At 73.9% G+C, this 21,448-nt stretch carries 20 protein-coding genes and 4 pseudogenes; 17 read left to right on the top strand and 7 right to left on the bottom strand.

Annotation, left to right across the window (positions count from 1 at the left end):
* On the top strand, positions 1-1,233 hold the full coding sequence (locus ET495_RS05890) for an alkaline phosphatase family protein (RefSeq protein WP_129203392.1): 1,233 nt from the start codon (positions 1-3) through the stop codon (positions 1,231-1,233).
* A 15-nt stretch (positions 1,234-1,248) separates the two neighbouring features.
* Positions 1,249-1,896 carry a thymidine kinase gene (locus ET495_RS05885; RefSeq protein ID WP_129203390.1) on the top strand — a complete coding sequence of 216 codons (648 nt, stop codon included), beginning with the start codon at positions 1,249-1,251 and terminating at the stop codon, positions 1,894-1,896.
* 21 nt (positions 1,897-1,917) lie between these two features.
* Here the strand turns inward: ET495_RS05885 and ET495_RS18500 are convergent, their stop codons facing one another.
* The gene (locus ET495_RS18500) at positions 1,918-2,397 is read right to left on the bottom strand and encodes a hypothetical protein (protein ID WP_245993336.1); all 480 of its coding nucleotides are present in this window, start codon (positions 2,395-2,397) and stop codon (positions 1,918-1,920) included.
* Between the two features lie 290 nt (positions 2,398-2,687).
* Positions 2,688-3,251, bottom strand: a pseudogene (gene sepH / locus ET495_RS19640) (septation protein SepH); the annotation flags it as partial.
* Positions 3,252-3,393: 142 nt separating this feature from the next.
* Here sepH and ET495_RS05875 point away from each other — a divergent pair.
* The 3 genes from ET495_RS05875 to ET495_RS05865 all read left to right on the top strand — a co-directional run bounded on the left by ET495_RS05875 (position 3,394) and on the right by ET495_RS05865 (position 5,433).
* Positions 3,394-4,074 (top strand): trimeric intracellular cation channel family protein, encoded by a 681-nt coding sequence (locus tag ET495_RS05875; RefSeq protein WP_245993334.1) that lies wholly within the window; start codon positions 3,394-3,396, stop codon positions 4,072-4,074.
* A 2-nt stretch (positions 4,075-4,076) separates the two neighbouring features.
* Positions 4,077-4,925, top strand: a complete 849-nt coding sequence (locus ET495_RS05870; protein ID WP_129203384.1) for an inositol monophosphatase family protein — start codon at positions 4,077-4,079, stop codon at positions 4,923-4,925.
* Positions 4,926-5,133: 208 nt separating this feature from the next.
* Positions 5,134-5,433, top strand: coding sequence for a DUF4193 domain-containing protein (locus ET495_RS05865; protein WP_129203382.1), 300 nt, complete (start codon positions 5,134-5,136; stop codon positions 5,431-5,433).
* 51 nt (positions 5,434-5,484) lie between these two features.
* Here ET495_RS05865 and ET495_RS05860 read toward each other — a convergent pair whose 3' ends face one another.
* A complete protein-coding gene (locus tag ET495_RS05860) occupies positions 5,485-6,000 on the bottom strand; it encodes a DUF3093 domain-containing protein (protein WP_129203380.1) in 516 nt (171 codons plus the stop codon).
* On the opposite strand from ET495_RS05860, the pseudogene dut reads away from it, so the two are divergent.
* The 4 genes and pseudogenes from dut (at position 5,999) to ET495_RS05840 (ending at position 8,505) form a co-directional block, all read left to right on the top strand.
* Positions 5,999-6,540 (top strand): annotated as a pseudogene (gene dut, locus ET495_RS05855) (dUTP diphosphatase). The gene ET495_RS05860 and the pseudogene dut sit on opposite strands and share 2 nt — an antisense overlap.
* A gap of 101 nt (positions 6,541-6,641) precedes the next feature.
* Positions 6,642-7,370, top strand: a complete 729-nt coding sequence (locus ET495_RS05850) for a DUF3710 domain-containing protein (RefSeq protein ID WP_129203378.1) — start codon at positions 6,642-6,644, stop codon at positions 7,368-7,370.
* 17 nt (positions 7,371-7,387) lie between these two features.
* The gene (locus ET495_RS05845) at positions 7,388-7,756 is read left to right on the top strand and encodes an OB-fold nucleic acid binding domain-containing protein (RefSeq protein ID WP_129203376.1); all 369 of its coding nucleotides are present in this window, start codon (positions 7,388-7,390) and stop codon (positions 7,754-7,756) included.
* Positions 7,753-8,505: a DUF3159 domain-containing protein gene (locus tag ET495_RS05840; RefSeq protein WP_245993333.1), complete on the top strand. Its 753-nt coding sequence runs from the start codon at positions 7,753-7,755 to the stop codon at positions 8,503-8,505. Before ET495_RS05845 ends, ET495_RS05840 begins: the two co-directional genes overlap by 4 nt.
* A gap of 26 nt (positions 8,506-8,531) precedes the next feature.
* Here the strand turns inward: ET495_RS05840 and ET495_RS05835 are convergent, their stop codons facing one another.
* Together ET495_RS05835 and ET495_RS05830 are read right to left on the bottom strand one after the other, a co-directional pair.
* Positions 8,532-9,206: a potassium channel family protein gene (locus tag ET495_RS05835; protein WP_129203374.1), complete on the bottom strand. Its 675-nt coding sequence runs from the start codon at positions 9,204-9,206 to the stop codon at positions 8,532-8,534.
* On the bottom strand, positions 9,206-9,859 hold the full coding sequence (locus tag ET495_RS05830; protein WP_129205904.1) for a potassium channel family protein: 654 nt from the start codon (positions 9,857-9,859) through the stop codon (positions 9,206-9,208). The genes ET495_RS05835 and ET495_RS05830 overlap by 1 nt, the downstream gene beginning before the upstream one ends.
* A gap of 91 nt (positions 9,860-9,950) precedes the next feature.
* Here ET495_RS05830 and ET495_RS05825 point away from each other — a divergent pair, with 91 nt between their 5' ends.
* The 8 genes and pseudogenes from ET495_RS05825 (at position 9,951) to ET495_RS05790 (ending at position 20,542) form a co-directional block, all read left to right on the top strand.
* Positions 9,951-11,954, top strand: a complete 2,004-nt coding sequence (locus ET495_RS05825; RefSeq protein ID WP_129203372.1) for an APC family permease — start codon at positions 9,951-9,953, stop codon at positions 11,952-11,954.
* Positions 11,955-12,007: 53 nt separating this feature from the next.
* Positions 12,008-13,342 (top strand): class I SAM-dependent RNA methyltransferase, encoded by a 1,335-nt coding sequence (locus ET495_RS05820; RefSeq protein WP_129203370.1) that lies wholly within the window; start codon positions 12,008-12,010, stop codon positions 13,340-13,342.
* 129 nt (positions 13,343-13,471) lie between these two features.
* Positions 13,472-14,757 (top strand): annotated as a pseudogene (locus tag ET495_RS05815) (hemolysin family protein).
* A gap of 100 nt (positions 14,758-14,857) precedes the next feature.
* Entirely contained in the window at positions 14,858-15,073 is a 216-nt protein-coding gene (locus tag ET495_RS05810) for a hypothetical protein (protein ID WP_129203368.1), read from the top strand.
* Positions 15,074-15,102: 29 nt separating this feature from the next.
* On the top strand, positions 15,103-15,609 hold the full coding sequence (locus tag ET495_RS05805) for a P-loop nucleotide/nucleoside kinase family protein (RefSeq protein WP_129203366.1): 507 nt from the start codon (positions 15,103-15,105) through the stop codon (positions 15,607-15,609).
* A gap of 192 nt (positions 15,610-15,801) precedes the next feature.
* Entirely contained in the window at positions 15,802-18,624 is a 2,823-nt protein-coding gene (locus ET495_RS05800) for an aconitate hydratase (protein WP_129203364.1), read from the top strand.
* A 188-nt stretch (positions 18,625-18,812) separates the two neighbouring features.
* Entirely contained in the window at positions 18,813-19,784 is a 972-nt protein-coding gene (locus ET495_RS05795; RefSeq protein ID WP_129203362.1) for an ABC transporter ATP-binding protein, read from the top strand.
* Positions 19,781-20,542 (top strand): ABC transporter permease, encoded by a 762-nt coding sequence (locus tag ET495_RS05790; RefSeq protein WP_129203360.1) that lies wholly within the window; start codon positions 19,781-19,783, stop codon positions 20,540-20,542. Before ET495_RS05795 ends, ET495_RS05790 begins: the two co-directional genes overlap by 4 nt.
* 127 nt (positions 20,543-20,669) lie before the next feature.
* Here ET495_RS05790 and ET495_RS05785 read toward each other — a convergent pair whose 3' ends face one another.
* Entirely contained in the window at positions 20,670-21,092 is a 423-nt protein-coding gene (locus tag ET495_RS05785; protein WP_129203358.1) for a DUF1801 domain-containing protein, read from the bottom strand.
* A gap of 232 nt (positions 21,093-21,324) precedes the next feature.
* Positions 21,325-21,417, bottom strand: a pseudogene (locus tag ET495_RS19370) (phosphotransferase); the annotation flags it as partial.
* Positions 21,418-21,448: the final 31 nt, after the last annotated feature.

Here is a 21,448-nt window from a genome sequence, read left to right as displayed (position 1 = left end):
GTGGACGATCTGGCGCTCGCGCTTCCCGACGGCCTGCTCGCCCCGACCTACGGCACGGACTCGCTCGCGGCGGTGCTGCCCGGGGCGGCCGGTGCGCTGGGCGTCGACCTGACGACCGTGACCGGTCTCCGCTCGGCCGTGTGCGCCGCGGCCCTGGGGCTGCCCGCGGCGCGGCGCGTCGTCGTCGTGCTGTGCGACGGCCTGGGGCTGCTCAACGTGGCCGAGCGTGCCGGCCACGCCCCGTTCCTGCGCGCCCGCCTGCCCGAGACGCGCGCGCTGCGCTCGACGTTCCCGTCGACGACGGCGGCAGCGATCAGCACGTTCGGCACGGGCACCGCCCCGGGACGCACCGGCATGCTCGGCTACACGCAGCGCAACCCGGCCACGGGTGGGCTCGCGAACATGGTGTCGTGGACCGAGCAGTCCGATCCGACCCTGGTCTCGCGGCCGGGCGGGCAGGCACGTGCCTCCACGCTGCCCGTGCCCGCCGAGACGCTCCAGCAGGAGCCCACCGTCTTCGAGGCGCTCGTCGGTGCGGGCGTGCGCGTCACCTCCGTGGGGCCGTCGCGGTTCGCCGGCTCGGGCATGACGCGCGCCGCGCTGCGCGGGGCCCAGCACCTGGCCGCCGAGTCCCTCGAGGCGCGGGTCGACGGCGTCGTGCGCGCGCTGCGCGAACCGGGCCTCGCATACCTCTACTGGGGGGACGTCGACAAGACGGGGCACCACCACGGCTGGCAGTCGTGGCAGTGGGGCGACGAGCTCGAGGCGTTCGACCGGGAGCTCGCCCGGCTCGTGCGGTCCGTCCCGGCGGGCACGCTCGTGCTGGTGACGGCCGACCACGGCCAGGTCGAGGTCGACCAGGCCGACCGGTTCGACGTCGCGCGAACGCCCGCGCTCGCGGACGGCGTCGCCCTCGTGGGCGGTGAGCCGCGTGCGGTCCACGTGTACGCCGAGCGGCCGGAGCAGGCCGAGGCCGTCGCCGACCGGTGGCGGGACGTGCTGGGGGAGCGAGCCGTCGTCGCCTCGCGCGCCGAGGCCGTCGCCTCCGGGTGGTTCGGCCCCGTCGCCGATCACGTGCTGCCCTGGGTGGGTGACGTCGTCGTCGCCCCGCGCGGGCGGCTGACCATCGTGGACTCGCACACGCAGACCCCGGAGTCGCTCGACCTGCGGGGCGTGCACGGGTCGTTCACGCCCGAAGAGATGACGATCCCGCTCGTGGTCGCGAGCGCCTGAACCCGAAGGACCCACATGGCCGAGCTCGTCTTCTTCAGCGGCACCATGGACTCCGGCAAGTCGACCCTCGCGCTGCAGACCGACTACAACCACGCCGCGCGCGGGCGCACCGGGCTGGTGTTCACACGCCACGACCGCGCCGGCGCCGCCCGCATCTCCTCGCGCCTCGGCCTAGAGACCGGGGCGCGCGAGGTCGACGACGAGACGGACTTCTGGCAGGTCGTCGCGCAGGAGCGTCACGGGGGCCGGCTGGTCGACTACATCGTGTGCGACGAGGCGCAGTTCTACTCGCCCGAGCAGGTCGAGCAGCTCGCGCGGCTGGTCGACGAGGTCGAGATCGACGTCTTCGCCTTCGGGATCACGTCCGACTTCCGCACGCGGCTGTTCCCCGGATCGGCACGCCTCATCGAGCTCGCGGACCGCACCGAGATCCTCCAGGTCCAGGCCCTGTGCTGGTGCGGGCGGCGTGCCACGCACAACGCGCGCACGGTCGGCGGGGCGATGGTCGTCGAGGGGGAGCAGGTCGTCGTGGGGGACACCGCGACGTCCGAGGCCGTCGTCGCCTACGAGGTGCTGTGCCGCCGCCACCACATGCGACGCATGACGGCGGACGCGGCACGTCAGCGCGCGTCGGCGGGGGAGTCGCGGCTCGACCTGCCCTGACGGCGGCGCAGGGCCGGACGCTCAGGCGTCCGGGCGAGCCCCGAAGACGATCTCGTCCCAGCTCGGCACCTGGGCGCGCCCCTTGCGTCCCGCACGCCGTGTCGCCGGCACGCCGCGAGCGGCCGTCCCCGGCCGTGCGCCGCCGGCGTCCGCCGCGCGCGCGGCGTCGGGCTTCTCCGAGCCGCGGGCGGCGCGACGCTCGGAGCCGTCGGCACCGGCTCGGGCGTCGGCCTCGCCGCGCACGGGCACCTCGCCCGCGGGAGCGCCGGCAGCGTCGGGGGTGACGTCGGCGGCCGCCGGGCCCGCCTGCGCGGCCCCCGGCTGCGGCGGGGCAGGCTCGGGCGCGGTCGCCGGGCGCAGCGCCGGCTCAGCCGCACCCGGTCCAGCCGCCGGTGACACCGACCGGTCACGGGAGCGGCGAGGGTTCCACCGTCCGAGATCCACCACGCTCGCCCCCGCACCGTCCGCCTGCGCGACCGGCTCCGGGTCGGGGTCGCGCACGGGCGCACGTTCGCGCACCGGCACGGTTCCCAGCGGGATGACCCCGCCGTCCGCCTCCGGGCCGCCGGCCGTGGGAACGGCGGGGGACGCCGTCGTCGGGGGCGCTGTGCGCGGGCAGGCGGACGGTGCCCGCGCCGCCCCGCCAGGTCGTCGAGCAGCAGGTCGGTCTCGTCGTCGCCCCACGAGCCCCCGCGCTCCGAGACGGCCGGGTCGCCTGGCGGCAGACCGCGGCGCGCGGCCAGCGAGGGCACGCCACGCATCTCGGGCGTGAGCGGTTCGTCCGGCTGGCCGAGCCAGCGCGCCTCGTCGTCGAGCGGCGTGACCACGCGCCCGCGCACGTCGAACGTCCAGCGGGCGCGGCGCTCGCGGTCGCCCGCGGCGAAGCACACCTCCACGAGCCAGGGGGCCGCGCCTTCGCGCCGGGCCGACCAGACCGCCTCGTCGGCGGGGACGCCGCGCGCCGCGAGGCGGGAGTCGGCGATCTCGCCGAGCGGTGCGCTGGTGCCGGTGCCCTGGACCTCGTGGGCGCGCACCATCGCGATGACGTGGTCGCGCTCGGTGATGACGGGCCACTCGTAGCGGCGCACGTGCTCGACGGGCAGTCCCGCCTGGGCCGCGAGCTCCTCGGCGGTCGCGCCCGCGCGCATGCGGGCCTGCAGGTCCCGCGGGCGCAGTGTCGGCTCGGTGGGCGTGTCGGCGGACGGGGACGACGACGTCGCGCCTGCGCGCGGCACGGAACGGATCGCGGCACGCAACGCGTCGGTGACGGGCAGGGCGTGTTCCGTGCCGTCGGGGGCGCGCAGGACGAGGTGGGCACCATCCCCGTGCACCCTCACGAGCTCGAGCTCGGCCATGCTTCCTCCTCGGCAGGGCCAGGACGCGGCCCCGCGCCGACGTACTGACGGATCGAGCGTGCCACCGCGCAACCGGTGGACCCGGCAACCGCGCCGGTGTGCCGCCGATCCGGGCGCCCCGACTCCCGGCAGGATGTCTCTTGTGACCGCATTGCTCACCTGGCTCGACTCCCTGCACGCCGACACCCTGCTCGAGCTCGCCGGTGTGTTCTTCGCCGCGCTCTCGGGTGGCCTGGCCGGCGTGCGCAAGAACTTCGACGTCTTCGGCGTCCTGGTCCTGGCGTGGGCCGCGGGTCTGGGCGGCGGCGTGCTGCGCGACGTGCTGATCGGCGCGACGCCGCCGGTCGGCATCTCCAACTGGAAGTTCGTCGTGACCGCCCTCGCGGCCGGCGTGGTGATCTTCTTCCTGCACCCGAGCGTCGAGCGCATGCGCCGCACGGTGATCGTCCTGGACGCGTGGGCGCTCGCCTTCTTCGTGCTGCTCGGCACCACCAAGGGCCTCGCGCTGGGTGCCGGGCCGCTCGCGGCGGTCATGGTGGGGGTGCTGACGGGCATCGGCGGCGGGATCATGCGCGACGTGCTGGTCGGCGAGGTTCCCCTCGTGCTCGCCGACCGTCAGCTCTACGCGATCCCCGCGTTCCTGGGCGCGGGCGTGACCGTCGCCCTGTGGTGGACCGGCTGGTTGAGCGTGTGGACGCAGGTGCTCGTCGTCCTGCTGGTCAGCGGGATCCGCCTGCTCTCCTTGCGCCGGGGCTGGGTCGTGCCCGCTCCCGGCTCGGGCTGGAGCGGACGATGGGGCGCGGAGGGCAGGATGGGCACGTGATCATGAACACCGCTCCCGTTCTCCCCGACGGCGTCAGCATCGCCGGCCTGCGCGCGCTCGCGCTGTCCCTCGCCACCGAGGCGGGCGCGGCCGTGCGCGCCCGGCGCCCCGAGCACGTCACCGTCGCCGCCACCAAGTCCTCGGACGTCGACCCCGTCACCGCGATGGACCGCGCCGTCGAGGAGCTGCTCGTGGCGCGCCTGGCGACCGAGCGTCCGCAGGACGCGATCCTCGGCGAGGAGGGCGACGACGTGCCCGGCACGAGCGGGCTCACCTGGGTGGTCGACCCGATCGACGGCACCGTCAACTACCTGTACGGCGTCTCGTCGTTCGCGGTCTCGGTCGCGGTGGTGGCCGGACCTGCGGACCCGGAACGGTGGACGATCCTCGCCGGGTGCGTGCATGACGTGGTGACCGGCCGCACCTGGTCGGCGGGGCTCGGGGAGGGCGCGACCGCCGACGGCGTGCCGCTGCCTGCGGTCGAGCACGCCCCGCTGGGCCGCAGCCTCGTCGGCACCGGCTTCGGGTATGCGGCATCGCGCCGTGCGGCCCAGGCGCGCGTCCTGGCCGAGGTGCTGCCTCGGGTGCGCGACATCCGCCGGCTCGGCTCGGCGGCCATCGACCTGTGCCTGCTCGCCCAGGGGTCCCTGGACCTGTACTACGAGCGCGGCCTCAACCCGTGGGACCTCGCGGCGGGCGCGCTCGTCGCGTCCGAGGCCGGAGCGCGGGTGGTCGGACTGCGTGGCCACGCCCCCGGCGCGACGATGACGGTCGCCGGGCGGGGGCCCGCTCTGGACCAGTTTGTGAGCCTTCTGGAGGCTGCGCAGGCCGATGCGCCCGACGGCGCCTGATGCTTGCCGTGCTGGCGCGATCGTTGCGGAGGGGGCCGTGACGGCGTGGTGTTTGCGCAGGTCGTGGGCGGTGCTGCGACACGAGGCGCGGATCGCCTCGCGTCGGCCGTCCGCATAGGGCACAATCCGGTGGCCGATCGGGAACAAATCCCGGCGCCCGAGCATTATCAGCGCGTATCGAAACCGACCCACGGAGCGTGACCCAGCGATGGCAACCGACTACGACGCCCCCCGCAAGAATGACGAGGACGTGGAGCAGGACTCGATCCAGGAGCTCCAGGCACGTCGTTCAGACAAGTCGTCGGGTGTCGTCGACGAGGACGAGACGGAAGCGGCCGAGGGCTTCGAGCTCCCCGGCGCCGACCTCTCGGGCGAGGAGCTCGCCGTGCGCGTGCTGCCCCGGCAGGCCGACGAGTTCACCTGCACGTCCTGCTTCCTCGTCCACCACCGCAGCCAGCTGGCCTACGAGAAGAACGGCCAGATGATCTGCTCGGAGTGCGCTGCCTGACACAGGCGACTGCGGCGAGCAGCACTCGGCGACACCGTCCGCGCAGGGCCGTCACGCATCAGGCGTGACGGCCTTTGCCGTGCCCGCGTCCCCCTGTGCGCCGTGGGCGCCGGCACTCGCGCGCAGCGCCGCGGCGAGGTCGTGCGGCCGCCGCGTCGAGACGAGCCAGTAGGGCGTCGGGTCCTGCGGGTCGTCGAGCACGACGCGCACCGCCGTCGCCACCGAGGACACCAGGACGACGTGGGCGCGAGCGTCGAGCCGGGCGCCCAGCTGCGCGTCCCGCTGCTCGCGCGTGGCCAGCACGACGGACTCGCCCAGCAGACGCACCGGCACGCGGGCGCGCCCCGCGCGCAGCACGCCGTCGCCGACCTCGACCCGCGGCGCCGCGAGCACGGCCGCCGCGACGCACCCGGCGCCGGCCACGACGCCGCCCACCCAGGCGAGCGCAGGCGCCACCGGCAGCAGCACGATCAGGACCAGCAGCCCGGCACCCGCGCACACGGCCAGCAGACCCGGGCCGGGGACCAGGCGCTCGCGGAAGTCGGGGGCGGGGGAGACGCGGCTCATGCGCTCATCCTGCCGCGTCGGGCGCGGTGTCCGCGTACGCTTACGGCCCGTGACCTCGCACCCGCAGCCCCACGGCGCTGACGGTTCGACCGTCGACGTCCTCATCCGCCTGCTCGACGACGGCGTCCCGGTGCCTTCCTACGCCCACCCGGGCGACGCGGGCGCCGACCTGGTGACGACCGTCGCGGTCGAGATCCCCCGCAGGGGCGCGTGACCGTGCCCACGGGGGTCGCGATCGCCCTGCCGGACGGGTATGCGGCGTTCGTCCACCCGCGGTCGGGACTCGCGGCCCGGCACGGCCTGACCATCGTCAACGCGCCGGGCACGGTCGACGCCGGCTATCGCGGCGAGCTGCGGGTGACGCTGCTCAACACGGACGTCGCCGAGCCCGTCCGGCTCGAGCGCGGCGACCGCGTCGCCCAGCTCGTGATCCAGAGGGTCGAGCGGGCGCGGTTCCTGCGGGCGCAGACGCTGCCCGGTTCGCACCGCGGCGAGGGCGGGTTCGGTTCGAGCGGTGGCTGGTCGGCCGCCGGGCAGTGACTCTCCGGACGCGGTGACGAGGCCACCGCGCATCCGGGCTAATGTGGGCTGGACAGGTCGCCGCGATGCGGCGCGCCCGCGATCGAGTGAAGGAGCCCCCAGTGGGTCTGTTCCGGCGCAACGCGTCGAAGAGCGAGGCCGCCGAGCCTCAGCCAGAGACCGTCGACACGGTGGACGCCGCGGCCGAGGCCGCCGACACGCCGGAGAGCGAGACGCCGGCGCGCGGCCCGTTCGACGCGGCCGACGTGGGGACCATGGGTCCGCGCGTCGATCTCGGCGCGATCTGGCTGCCCGTGCTGCCGGGCCTGGAGCTGCGCATGGAGGTCGACAAGCGCACCCAGAAGGTCACCGGCGTCTCGGCGACCCTCGCCGCCTCGGGCCTTCAGGTCCAGGCCTTCGCCGCGCCCCGCACGTGGGGCATCTGGGACGAGGTCCGGGCCGAGATCGCGGCGTCGGTCACGGCGCAGGGCGGCACCGTCGACGACGTGCCGGGGCCGTTCGGGCGCGAGCTCATCGCGCGGGTCCCCGCGCAGGGTCCCGACGGCCGCCAGGGCGTGCGTCCCGCGCGGTTCATCGGCGTCGACGGTCCACGCTGGTTCCTGCGCGGCGTGCTGACAGGGGCCGCGGCCGTGGACGCCGAGGCGGCGCGCGCCCTCGAGTCGGTCTTCGCCAACGTCGTCGTCGTCCGCGACGACAGCCCGCGCCCCCCGCGCGACCTGCTGACCCTCACGCTGCCTGACGGCGGCGGCCCGGCGGCGGCGGCGGAAGCGCCCGCGAAGCCCAGCTTCGACCCCCTCACCCGGGGGCCCGAGATCACCGAGATCCGCTGAGGGACGTGGACTCCAGAATGTCGCTGCGAACCGCCGTCCGGCAGGTGTTCGCGTCCGCCGAGTCGGTGGCCGCGGACGAAGAGCGCGAGGACGCCGCCAAGAACCAGGGCTGCGCGGCCGTCTCGACGTTGACGCCGCGCACGCGTGGCAGGGCCGCGGGCGTGCTGCGCTCGGTCGTGCTGCGGCCGCGCGACGGCGTTCCGTCGGTCGAGGCCGAGCTGTTCGACGGCTCGGGTGCGCTCGACCTCGTCTGGCTGGGCCGGCGCACCATCGCGGGCGTCGAGCCCGGGCGGCGCGTGCGGGTCGAGGGCATGGTGTGCGAGACCGAGGGGCGGCGCACGATGTTCAACCCGCGCTACGAGCTGCGGCCGAGGGCGGGCGAGTGAGCGGCGAGCAGCGGGCTGCCTCACGGCGCGGGCTGCAGACCGTCACGGGTGAGACCTTCTCGTTCGCGGACGCCGTGGGCGGGGTGCGCGGTGTCGTCGAGGCGGTGCTGCCCGGCACGCTGTTCGTCGTGGTGTACGTCGCGACGACGAACCTCGGCTGGTCGCTCGGTGCGGCCGGGGTGGCTGCGCTGGGTGCGGTCGGGCTGCGGCTCGCGCAACGCACGCCCGTGACCCAGGCGCTGGGCGGTCTGCTCGGGATCGCCGTGGGCGTGTTCTGGGCGTGGCGCTCGGGCGAGGCGCAGAACTTCTTCGCGGTGGGGCTGTGGACCAACGGGGCGTACCTCGTGGCCGTGCTCGCCTCGATCCTGCTGCGCTGGCCGGCCGTCGGGTTCGTCGTCGAGGCGCTGCGCACCGGCTTCACCGCCGAGCGGGCGCGTGAGCAGGGCGCCGAGGGTGCCAACCCGTTCGCGGGCCTGTCGGCCTGGCGTGCCGACCGGACGCTGATGCGCCGGTACACGATCGCGACCTGGCTGTGGGTCGGCATGTTCGCGCTGCGCCTGGCCGTGCAGCTGCCGCTGTACCTCGACAACTCGGTGGGGTGGCTCGGCACCGCGCGCCTCGTGCTCGGCGTGCCGCTGTGGGGTCTGGTGCTGTGGCTGACGTGGACGCTGGTCCACGGCGCGCACACCGCGCACCACGAGGCGCGCGCCGAGGACAGAGCCCCTCAGGAACCCTCGGCCCCGCAGTAGCGTCGGGCCAGCAGCGTCGGCCGCCCTCAGGCCCTGCTGGGCGGCTCGACGAGCAGCTTCTGCAACGCCGCCGTGTCGACGTCGCGGCCGGTGACCAGCAGCAGCTCGTCGCCTGCCTCGAGCGTGTCGTCGATCGACGGCGCGATCGGCAGCGGGCCGCGCACGATCGCCGCCAGCACCGTGTCGGCGGGCCACGCGATCGCCCCCACGCGGGTGCCCACGAGCGGCGACGACGGAGGGAGCGTGAGCTCCAGGATGTCCGCCCCGGACTGGTGGAACGTGAAGATCTTCACGACGTCGCCGACCGCGACGGCCTCCTCGACCATCGCCGTCATGATGCGCGGCGTCGACACCGCGACGTCCACGCCCCACGACTGGTCGAACATCCACTCGTTGCGGGGGTTGTTGACGCGCGCGACCGTGCGCGGCACGCCGAACTCCGTCTTGCACAGCAGCGAGAAGACCAGGTTGGCCTTGTCGTCACCTGTCGCGCCCACGACGACGTCGGCCTCCGCGACCTGGGCGTTCTCGAGCGTCGGCAGCTCGCACGCGTCGGCGAGCAGCCAGTCGGCCTCGGGCACCTGGGCCACGCGCATGGCCGCGGGGCTCTTGTCGATGAGAGCGACCTCGTGGTCGTGGCTCAGCAGCTCGCGGGCGATCGAACGCCCCACCGAACCTGCGCCGGCGATGACGACGCGCATCAGTCCTCCTTCGGGTCGGGGGCGTGCGTCATCGTCCGCTCGACGGCGTCGGAGTCGTCGCAGCGCATGAGCATGTGCAGCACGTCGTTCTCCTGCAGCACCGTGTCGCCCGTGACCATGACGCCGTCGGTGTAGCGCGAGAGGAACGCGACGCGCGCGCCGCTCGCGGCCTCGATGCGGCGCACGGAGCGGCCGGTCCAGGCCGGGTGGTAGTCGACCTGCGCCAGGCGGACCTCGCCCGACGGGTCGCGGTACTCGTCCGTCGCGCCCAGCGGCAGCATGCGCCGCAGCACCTGGTCTGCGGTCCACCGGACGGTCGCGACGGTCGGGATGCCCAGGCGCTGGTAGATCTCCGCGCGCTTGGGGTCGTAGATGCGCGCCACGACGTTCCCGACGCCGAACGTCTCGCGCGCGACGCGGGCGGCGAGGACGTTGGAGTTGTCGCCGTCGGAGACGGCGGCGAACGCGTACGTGTCCTCGATCCCGGCCTGCACGAGGGTGTCGCGATCGAACCCGATGCCTGTCACCTTCTGTCCGCCGAAGTCGCCGGCCAGCCGCCGGAACGCGTCGGGGTTCTGGTCGATCACCGCGACGGAATGCCCGCGCGACTCGATCTCCTGCGCGAGCGAGGCGCCCACGCGGCCGCAGCCCATGATCACGAAGTGCACGTGCGAAACGCTACACGCGGCGACGTGACCAAGCGGACGTACGCGCTCGGTGCGCGACGCGCCTACAGTGGGCGCCGTGTCGGACATCGCGGACGCCGCCAAGCGGATCCTGCTCGGTCGCCCCATGCGCAGCGAGCACCTGGGGCACACGCTCCTACCGAAGCGCATCGCGCTACCGATCTTCGCCTCGGACGCGCTGTCGTCGGTCGCCTACGCGCCCGACGAGATCCTGCTGACGCTCGCGCTCGCGGGTCTCGCCGCCTCGGCCGTGTCGCTGTGGGCAGGCCTGGGCGTCGTGTTCGTGCTCGTCGTCGTCGTGCTGTCGTACCGGCAGAACGTGCACGCCTATCCGTCGGGCGGTGGGGACTACGAGGTGGCGACGACCAACCTGGGTGCGCCCGCAGGCCTGTCGGTCGCCTCGGCCCTGCTGGTCGACTACGTGCTGACGGTGGCCGTCTCCATCAGCTCGGCCGCGCAGTACGCGGCCTCCGCGGTGCCCGCGCTGCGAGGGCACGAGGCGACGGCGGCGGTGGTCGCCATCGTGGTCCTCACGCTCATGAACCTGCGCGGGGTGCGCGAGTCGGGTTCGGTGTTCGCGATCCCGACCTACTGCTTCATGGCGCTCATCGGCCTCATGGCCGTCGTCGGCGGCATCCGGTTCTTCGCCGGGAACCTGCCCATGGCGGAGAGCCACGACTTCTCGGTGGTGCCCGCCGCGGGGTTCGACCAGGGACTGATGGGCGTGGCCGGGGCGTTCCTGTTCGCGCGCGCGTTCGCGTCCGGATGCGCGGCGCTGACGGGTGTGGAGGCGATCTCGAACGGGGTGCCGGCGTTTCGCAAGCCCAAGTCGCGCAACGCGGCCGTGACGCTCGCGCTGCTCGGTTCGATCTCGGCGACCATGGTCATCTCGATCCTCCTGCTCGCACAGGCGACGGGCGTCAAGTACGTCGAGGACCCGGCCACGCAGCTCACGCTCAACGGCGCCCCGCCGCCCGAGTCGTACGCCCAGCACCCCACGATCGGCCAGCTCGCCGCCGCCGTGTTCCAGGGGTTCCCGGTGGCGTTCTACGCCGTGTCGGCCATCACCGGCATCATCCTGGTGCTGGCCGCCAACACCGCGTTCAACGGCTTCCCGGTGCTCGGCTCGATCCTCGCCAAGGACGGGTACCTGCCCCGCCAGCTGCACACGCGCGGTGACCGGCTCGCGTTCTCCAACGGCATCGTCACCCTCGCGGTCGCTGCGATCGTGCTCATCGTGGTGTTCGACGCCCAGGTCACCCGCCTGATCCAGCTCTACATCGTGGGCGTCTTCGTGTCGTTCACGCTCTCGCAGCTCGGCATGGTCCGGCACTGGACGCGCGAGCTGCGGCGCCAGTCCGACCCGGCGGCCCGCCGGAACATGCTGCGCTCGCGCGTCATCAACGTCGTGGGGTTCGTGTGCACCGGGTTCGTGCTGATCATCGTGCTGCTGACCAAGTTCCTGCACGGCGCCTACATCGCCATCCTGGCGATGGCTGCCCTGTACGTCCTCATGCTCGCGATCCACAAGCACTACGGGCGCGTGCGGGACGAGCTCTCGCTCGACGACGTCGCGGCGGCACGCGCTCTGCCCAGCCGCGTCCACGCCCTGGTGCTGGTGTCGCGCATCCACAAGCCGACCATGCGGGCGCTCGCCTACGCCCGGGCCGCGCGGCCCTCGATGCTCGAGGCGGTCACGGTAGGCGTCGACCCCGAGGACGTCGCCGACCTGACCCGGCAGTGGGAGGCGCTGGACCTGCCCGTCCCGCTGCGCGTGCTCGACTCCCCGTTCCGTGAGATCAGCCGCCCGATCCTGAAGTACGTGCGCTCGATCCGGCGCGAGTCGCCGCGCGACCTCGTGGTCGTCTACATCCCCGAGTACGTCGTCGGGCACTGGTGGGAGCAGCTGCTGCACAACCAGTCGGCGCTGCGGCTCAAGGGGCGGCTTCTGTTCACCCCGGGCGTCGTGGTGGCCTCGGTCCCGTGGCAGCTCTCCTCCTCGCAGGGGCACACGGGCCTGGAGGACGCGACCTACGTGCAGGGCCGCCTGCCGCGATTCTGACCGCCGTCCCCGGCCGTGGCCGCGGCCGGGCGCCGCTCCTGGGAGAATGGGCGGTGCCCCTCAACCCGCGCGTGCCGCGCCCAGCCTCCCGCCGCCCGCGTCCCCGGGCGGTCGACTCCGATGCCGGCCGTGAGATCGAGCTGACCGTCGGACCCGTCGCCCACGGGGGGCACGCCGTCGCCCGGCTCGACGGCCGCGTCGTCTTCGTGCGGCACGCCCTGCCGGGCGAGCGCGTGCGCGCCGTCGTGACCGAGGGCGGGGACCGCTTCTGGCGGGCCGACGCCGTCGAGGTGCTTGCCGACGCCTCGCCCGACCGCGTCCCCTCCGCGTGGCCGCAGGCCGGGCCGGGCGGCGTCGGCGGCGGCGAGCTCGCGCACGTGAGCCTGGACGGGCAGCGACGCTGGAAGGCCGCCGTGGTCGCCGAGCAGCTGCGCCGGCTCGCGGACCTCGAGCGCGACGTCGTCGTCGAGGCCGCGCCCGGCGACGACGCGCTCGGCGGCCTGCACTACCGCACGCGCATCGAGCTGGTCGCGGACGCGGAGGGACGCGCCGGCATGCGCCGGTTCCGCTCGCACGACGTGGTCGCGCTCGACGACATGCCGCTCGGCACGCCCGCCGTCGCCGAGCTCGCCGCCGCCGAGGGCGTGTTCGCGCGACGCTGGACCTCCGGGGCGCGGCTCGAGGTGGTGGCACCCGCCGACGGCGCGGACGGCGTGCTCCTGGTCGACGGCGAGGTGTGGCGCGGTGGGCGCGCGGACCGGCGGCCCAACGCGCGCCGGGCCGTCGCGGAGACCGTCACGCCGCTGCGTCCGGACGCGAACGCCGCCGCGCGGTTCCACTACCGCGTCGCGGCCGACGGCTTCTGGCAGGTCCACCGGGAGGCCCCCGCCGTGCTCAGCGGCGCGGTGCTCGACGCCGTCGGCGACATCGCGGGTGCCCGGGTGCTCGACCTGTACTCCGGCGCGGGCCTGTTCACCATGCCGCTCGCCGCGGCCACCGGTGAGGACGGGCGCGTCGTGGCCGTCGAGGGCGACACGCGTGCCGTCAAGGACGCGCGACGCAACGCCCACGACGTGCCGCAGGTCGAGCTGCACCTGGGCGCCGTCGACCGCGTGCTCGCCGAGGGCGGCGACGCCGGGGGCGCGGGAGTCGGCGCGGCCGACGTCGTCGTGCTCGACCCGCCGCGGGCGGGCGCGGGACGCACGGTGGTCGAGGCGATCGCGCAGCGGGGCCCGCGGCGCGTGGTCTACGTCGCGTGCGACCCGGCGGCGCTCGCCCGTGACATCGCCTACTTCGCGGGCCACGGGTACGCGCTGGAGGGCCTGCGGGCGTTCGACCTGTTCCCCATGACGCACCACGTCGAGGCCGTCGCCGTCCTGGCGCGCTGACTGCCACCCGCTTGACGGGGCCGGGCCCCGATCCTGTACTGGTGGCATGGATGACCCCTGGAGTCCCGGCCCGCCCCGCCCTGCGACGTCCGTACCTCGGCACGCACCTCGTGGGCGGCGGTGGGACCGGTGAACCAGGGGACCGTCCTCAACGTGGCCCTCGTGCTGCTCTTCGTGCTCGTCGGCGGCGTCTTCGCCGGGACGGAGCTGGCGCTGGTGTCGCTGCGGCAGTCGCAGCTGGGCAGGCTCGAACGGCAGAGCCGGCGGGGTGCGCGCGTCGCGGCCGTCGCGCGTGACCCCAACCGGTTCCTCGCGGCCGTCCAGATCGGTGTCACGGTCGCCGGGTTCTTCTCGGCCGCGTACGGCGCGTCGACGCTCGCGCCGGACTTCGTCCCGGCGCTCGTGGGGCTCGGCCTCGCCGAGGCCGTCGCGCAGCCCGTCTCGCTCGTCGTGCTCACCCTTGTCATCGCCTACCTCTCGCTCGTCCTGGGCGAGCTGGTGCCGAAAAGGCTCGCGTTGCAGCGCGCGCAGGCCGTGTCGCTCGCCGTAGGGCCATCGCTGGACCGGTTCGCGACGCTGATGCGTCCGGTCGTGTGGCTGCTGTCGAGGTCGACGGACGCCGTCGTGCGCCTGCTCGGGGCGACCCGCGCGCGACGACCGAGGAGATGACCGGGGAGGAGCTGCGCGACCTGGTCGCGGGACACCACGCCTTCGCGGAGGACGAGCGGCGCATCCTCGACGACGTGTTCGCCGCTGCCGAGCGCACCCTCGGCGAGGTCATGCGCCCGCGCGGCGAGGTCGTCTTCCTCGACGGCAGCCTGTCCCTGCACGAGGCCGCCGTCGTCGTCGCCGCCAGCCCGTACTCGCGCTACCCCGTCATGGGGGAGGGGTTCGACGACGTCGTCGGGTTCCTGCACGTGCGCGACCTGCTCGGGGCGCTCGACGGCGGGCGCACGGTCGCGGACATCGTGCGGCCGATCCCGTTCCTGCCCGTGACCAACCGGCTGCTGCCGTCGCTGTCGACGCTGCGTGCCCAGGGCGTGCACATCGCCGTGGTCGTCGACGAGTACGGCGGCACCGACGGGATCGTGACGCTGGAGGACATGGTCGAGGAGCTCGTGGGGGAGATCCGCGACGAGTACGACGTGCCCGAGCCTGCGCTGCTGGGGGAGTCCGGCGGGCCGCGCGTCGTGGACGCACGCGTCACCATCGAGGAGTTCGCCGAGGTCACCGGCGTCACGCTGGCGGACGGCCCCTACGAGACCGCCGCGGGGTACGTGATCCACCGGCTCGGACGCCTCGCCCAGGTCGGCGACCGTGTCGAGGTCGACGGGAGCGTGCTCGTGGTCAGTGGCGTCGAGGCCCGCCGCATCACCAGGCTCACGGTCGAGGAGCCGGCCGACGGCTCACCCTGACAGCGTGCGAGGCGCTTCGCCCGCTCGTTGCGTGCCATGCGCGGGAGCGCGCGCAGCCGCACGGCACGCCCTCACGGCGCGCCTGGCTACCGTCGGCCCCATGCCGGAACAGGAGCCCAAGGTCAGGTCACGCGGCGCGTGGCCCTGGACCCTCGTCGTCGGGCTCGCCCTGCTCGCCTATCTGGTGCTGTCGTCGATCGTCCTCACCGAGGTGACGCCGCTGCAGGTGCTCGCGCTGCCCACGGGCATCGTGCTGGCGACGATCGGCGTCGTGACGAAGATCCGCGCCGACCTGCGCGGCCGCGGCACCCGCTGACCGCCACGGCGCGGGCGTAGCGTCCTCGCATGGCCCGACTCGTGCTGGCCGCCGGCCTGCCCGGCACCGGCAAGACCACGCTCGCCCGCGCCCTCGCGCACGACCTGCGGGCCGCGTGGCTGCGCATCGACGCCATCGAGGCCGCGCTGGGCGTACCCGTGCGCACCGAGGGCTACGACGTCGCGCGGGCGCTCGCGGCCGCCAACCTCGGCAACGGCCTCGACGTCGTCGTCGACGCCGTGTGCCCGGTGCCCGTGTCGCGCACCTGGTGGGCGAGCACGGCGGCCGAGGCGGGTGCGGCGTTCGTCGTGCTCGAGCTGTACCTGCCCGACGTCGCCGAGCACCGCAGGCGTGTCTCGCAGCGGCTGCCCGACCTGCCGGGGCAGCGCGTGCCGTCGTGGGACGACGTCGCGGCGTGGGACTACGCGCCCTGGGACGAGCGCCGCGACGGCGTGCGCACACGCGTGGACGGAACGGACGCCGCCGCCGCGCTCGCGGTGGCGCTGCGGGCGGTGGCGCTGCGGGCGGTGTACTGAGGGCGGTGTGCTGAGGGCGGCGGCGTCGCGGGAGATGGCGGACGACGGCGGGTGAGGCGAGGCTAAGTATCTTGACGTCAAGATATCGGGCTATGCTGGGTCCAGGTCCCGGCACACACCGGGCGAAGCCCCCTGTACACCCAGCGCCGCACGCCGTCGTGCGCGGCGCGGAATCCCTGTGGAGGAGCCGTAGTGAGCAGCGTGGACACGTTCGGAGCGAAGGGGACGCTGGAGGTCGCGGGCAAGGCCTACGAGATCTTCCGGCTGTCCGCGGTGGAGGGCGTCGAGCGCCTCCCGTACTCGCTCAAGATCCTGGCCGAGAACCTGCTTCGCACCGAGGACGGCGCGAACATCACCGCGGACCACGTCCGCGCCCTCGCCGCGTGGGACCCGCAGGCCCAGCCCGACACGGAGATCCAGTTCACGCCCGCGCGCGTGATCATGCAGGACTTCACGGGCGTGCCGTGCGTCGTCGACCTCGCGACCATGCGCGAGGCCGTCGCGGCGCTCGGCGGCGACCCCGACCGCATCAACCCCCTCGCCCCGGCCGAGATGGTCATCGACCACTCCGTGCAGATCGATGTCGCCGGCCGCGCCGACGCGTTCGCGCGCAACGTCGAGCTGGAGTACCAGCGCAACCACGAGCGCTACCAGTTCCTGCGGTGGGGCCAGACGGCGTTCGACGACTTCAAGGTCGTCCCGCCGGGCACCGGCATCGTGCACCAGGTCAACATCGAGTACCTGGCGCGCACGATCATGACGCGCGAGGTCGACGGCGTGCTGCGCGCCTACCCCGACACGTGCGTCGGCACCGACTCGCACACCACCATGGTCAACGGCCTGGGCGTGCTGGGCTGGGGCGTCGGCGGCATCGAGGCCGAGGCGGCCATGCTCGGCCAGCCGGTGTCGATGCTCATCCCGCGCGTCGTCGGCTTCAAGCTCTCGGGCTCGATCCCGTCGGGCGTGACGGCCACCGACGTCGTGCTCACGATCACGCAGATGCTCCGCAAGCACGGCGTCGTCGGCAAGTTCGTCGAGTTCTACGGCTCGGGCGTCGCCCAGGTGCCGCTGGCCAACCGGGCCACGATCGGCAACATGTCGCCCGAGTTCGGCTCGACGGCCGCGATCTTCCCGATCGACGGCGTCACGGTCGACTACCTGCGCCTGACCGGCCGCAGCGAGGAGCAGATCGCCCTCGTCGAGGCCTACGCCAAGGAGCAGGGCCTGTGGCTCTCCGCCGACAGCCCCGAGCCGGTGTTCTCCGAGTACCTCGAGCTCGACCTGTCGACGGTCGTGCCGTCGATCGCCGGCCCGAAGCGCCCGCAGGACCGCATCGAGCTGACGCAGGCCAAGGAGTCGTTCGCCTCCTCGATCCTCGACTACGTGGGCGCCCACGAGGCCGCCGCCTTCCGCAACGGGTCGCTCACGGGCCTCGACGAGGCGTCCGCCGAGTCGTTCCCGGCGTCCGACTCGGTGGCGCTCGGGCACGCCGACGCCACCGACGCCCCGGTCGCGGCCGGCCACGGCGACGCCGCTCGCCGCCCGCACAAGGTCACCCCGGTGACCCTCGCGGACGGCACGACGACGCAGCTCGACCACGGCCACGTCGTCATCGCCTCGATCACCTCGTGCACCAACACGTCGAACCCGTCGGTCATGCTGGCCGCCGCGCTGCTGGCCAAGAAGGCCGTCGAGAAGGGCCTGACCTCCAAGCCCTGGGTCAAGACGTCGATGGCCCCCGGGTCGCAGGTCGTCACCGGCTACTACGGCAAGGCCGGCCTGTGGCCGTACCTGGAGAAGCTCGGCTTCCACCTGGTCGGCTACGGCTGCGCGACCTGCATCGGCAACTCCGGCCCGCTGGCCGACGAGGTCTCGGCCGTCGTCAACGAGCACGACCTGTCGGTCGTGTCGGTGCTGTCGGGCAACCGCAACTTCGAGGGCCGCATCAACCCCGACGTCAAGATGAACTACCTGGCGTCGCCGCCGCTGGTCATCGCCTACGCCCTGGCCGGCACCATGGACTTCGACTTCGAGGCCCAGCCGCTGGGCACGGACGTCGACGGCCTCCCGGTGTTCCTGCGCGACATCTGGCCCACCCCCGAGGAGGTCCAGGCCACGATCGACGCCTCGATCGACCGCGAGATGTTCGAGGCCGACTACGCCGACGTCTTCAAGGGCGACGAGCGGTGGCGTGCGCTGGAGGTGCCGACGGGCGCGACCTTCGCCTGGGACGACCGGTCGACGTACGTGCGCAAGCCCCCGTACTTCGACGGCATGGCGGCCACGCCCGCCCCGGTCGCCGACATCACGGGTGCCCGCGTCCTGGCCAAGCTGGGCGACTCGGTCACCACCGACCACATCTCCCCGGCCGGCTCGATCAAGCCGGACTCGCCCGCCGGCCGCTACCTGGCCGAGCACGGCGTCGAGCGCCGCGACTTCAACAGCTACGGCTCGCGGCGCGGCAACCACGAGGTCATGATCCGCGGCACCTTCGCGAACATCCGCCTCAAGAACCAGCTCCTCGACGGCGTCGAGGGCGGCTTCACGTACAACTTCGTCAAGGGCGCCCAGGACACCATCTACGACGCCGCGCAGGACTACGCCGCGGCCGGCACCCCGCTGGTCGTGCTCGGCGGCAAGGAGTACGGCTCGGGCTCGTCGCGCGACTGGGCGGCCAAGGGGACCGCGCTGCTGGGCGTGCGCGCGGTGATCACGGAGTCGTTCGAGCGCATCCACCGCTCGAACCTCATCGGCATGGGCGTGCTGCCCCTGCAGTTCCCGGCCGGGTCGACTGCCGACAGTCTGGGCCTTGACGGCACCGAGACGTTCGACATCGCGGGCATCACGGCGCTCAACGACGGGCAGACTCCGTCGACGGTCGCGGTGACCGCGACGAAGCCGAATGGCGAGACGGTCGAGTTCGACGCCGTCGTGCGCATCGACACCCCCGGTGAGGCCGACTACTACCGCAACGGCGGCATCCTGCAGTACGTGCTGCGCTCGCTGGTCGCGTAGCGAACACACCGCACCCTTCGGAGGCTCGTCGGCACCCGTGCCGGCGAGCCTCCGGCGTGTCTTCCGCTGCTCTGCCGCTGCCCGCGTCGCTCGTGGGACCGGCGGGCGTCCGGCGCGTGCGCGGGTGGTGCGTCGCGGTTGCCGGCGCCGCGGTTGCCCGGGCCGTGGCGGTCCGTGACGATGGCGCCATGGCTTCCACCGCACTGCGCATCCGTGGGCTGCGGAAGGAGTACCCAGGTCACGACGGGCACGGCCCGGTCGTCGCCGTCGACGGTATCGATGTCGACATCGAGGCAGGCGAGATCGTCGCGTTCCTGGGCCCCAACGGCGCCGGCAAGACGACGACGCTCGACATCGCGCTCGGCCTCGTCCCGCCGACGGCGGGCAGCGTCGAGGTGCTCGGCGTCTCGCCGCGGCAGGCGGTGAGCGCCGGCCACGTCTCGGCGGTCCTCCAGACCGGGGGCCTGCTGCGCGACCTTCGCGTGGGGGAGACCGTCCGGGCGATCGCGGCCCTGCACGGCGCCGGCGGGCGTGTCGAGGACGTCATGCGGCGCGCGGGCCTCGCCGAGCTGGCGGCGCGCAAGGTGAGCCAGTGCTCGGGCGGCGAGCAGCAACGCCTGAGGTTCGCGCTCGCGCTGCTGCCCGACCCGCAGATCCTCGTGCTCGACGAGCCGACAGCCGGGATGGACGCCGCCGCCCGCCGCGACTTCTGGGAGACGATGCGCGCCGAGACGCACCAGGGCCGCACCGTCGTCTTTGCTACGCACTATCTCGAAGAGGCCCAGGCCTTTGCACCGCGCACCGTGCTCATCGACCACGGCCGGATCCGCGCCGACCGCCCCACCGACGAGCTGCGCAACCTCGTGGGCGACCGCACCGCGGCCGCCACCGTGCCGCCCGGCACCTCGGACGCCGCGCTCGCGGCGCTGCGGGCGCTCGACGGCATCCGCGAGGTGCGCGCGGACGGCAACCGCGTCGTCGCCACGGGAACCGCGTCCGACGACGCCGCCCGGCTGCTCCTGACAACGCTCGGCGGGCGCGACCTGGAAGTCACCGCGCCGTCGCTCGAGTCCGCGTTCTTCGCCCTGACCGAGACGCTCCACCAGGATCCGGCACAGGGCCCGGTCTCGGAGAAGACCCGGGAGGCGGGCGAGCGGTGAACGCGACCTTTCTGCGAATCGACCTGCAACGCCAGCTACGCGACGTCGCCAACATCGTGTTCGTGATCGGGCTGCCTGTGGCGATGTACATCATCTTCGGCTCGACGTTCGGCGCGGGCGGCGAGACAGCCGGCCACGGCAACGTGAGGTTCTATGTCATGACGTCGATGGCCGTCTACGGCGCGTCGGTCGCGACGACGTCGATCGCGGGCATGGCTGCGATCGAGCTCCTGCAGGGCTGGGGGCGGCAGCTCGGGCTGACGCCGATGTCGCCCGCCGCGTACGTCGGCACCAAGGTGGTGGTGGCGCTGACGGTCGCCGCGGGCGCCGTGGCCGCCGTGTTCGTCGCGGGCATGCTCACCGGGGCCCGGGCCGACGCCGGGTGGATCTGGGTGGCGACGTTCGTCATCGCGTGGCTCGGGTCGGCGCTGTTCGCCCTTTTCGGGCTGGCGATCGCTCAGACCTTCCGGTCCGAGAGTGCGGTCAGCGTGGCCGCCGCGGGCCTGGTGCTGCTGGCGTTCTTCGGCAACCTGTTCGTGCCGCTGTCGGGGACGATCCTGCAGGTCGCGCGGTTCACGCCCATGTACGGATTTGCGGGACTCGTGCGCTACCCGCTGCTGCGAGGGCAGGTCATCGACACGAGCGGCGGGGCCTCGCAGGACTCTCTGGGGTGGCTGATCGTCAACGTCGTCGTCTGGGCCGCGATCTTCGCCACCGTCGCCGTGTGGGCGGTGCGGCGCGGGCGGCGCCGGCAGTAGGCGGCACTGGCAGTAGGCGGCACTGGCAGTAGGAGGCATCGTCAGGGGCGGCGCGGGCGGCCCGGGCGGGCCGGTGACGCTGCAGGTCGCTCCCGGCGCGTCCGGTTGCGGCCCGTGCCAAGCGCGCTCAGCTCTCGTCCCCGTGATGCGTCCCCGCCGTCAGCCGGGCGTACGACGCACGCACGATCGCCTCGAGCACGCCCAGGTCCACGGCGCCGAGGTCCTTGAGGTAGAGGCACCCGACCCCCGTCGTGTGCGGGCCGAGCTCGGCGAGCGACACGGCGTGCGTGCCGACGCCGTCGCCCAGGTAGACGACCGTCGCGGCCTTGCGCGGCGCGAAGCCCGCGGCGGCCGACCTTCCCGTGCGACCGCTCTCGTACTCGTAGCGGTACTCGCCGAAGCCCACGATCGACGTGCCGAACATGCGCGGGCGCTCGCCGGTGGCGCGCCCCATGAGCTCGATCAGCGTGAATCCGTCGCGGCGTCGCACCGGATGCGCGATGGCGTCGACGAACGCGTACGGGTCGGCGTCGGTCCAGGTGGTGGCCATGGACCGACGGTAACCGCCGCGCCCGGGGGTGCGCGCGGGGTGCGGGTCCGTCGAGGAGCGCGGCGAGCGCGTGCTCGCCGACCGGCACGAGCGCCGGGTGCTCGCCCGGGTGGGCGAGCATCGCGGCAGCGACCACGAGCGCCCATCCGCGGGAGCGCGCCCACGTCGCCTCGTCCCAGCCGCGCCCGTCCGGTCCCGCTCCCGCGTGGGCGAGCGCCGCGCGGAACGTGGCTCGCCCGGCCGCGTCGAACGTGAGCCATGCGGTTCCCAGGTCGCTCGCCGGGTCGCCCGCGGTGACGTCGCCGAAGTCGACGACGGCCGCCAGCCGGTCCGTAGCGCCCGAGCAGGGGCAGGGC

Source organism: Xylanimonas allomyrinae (genome assembly GCF_004135345.1).
In the GTDB taxonomy this organism is placed as follows: Bacteria; Actinomycetota; Actinomycetes; order Actinomycetales; family Cellulomonadaceae; genus Xylanimonas; species Xylanimonas allomyrinae.
This window is presented reverse-complemented; position numbering and strand designations above follow the sequence as displayed.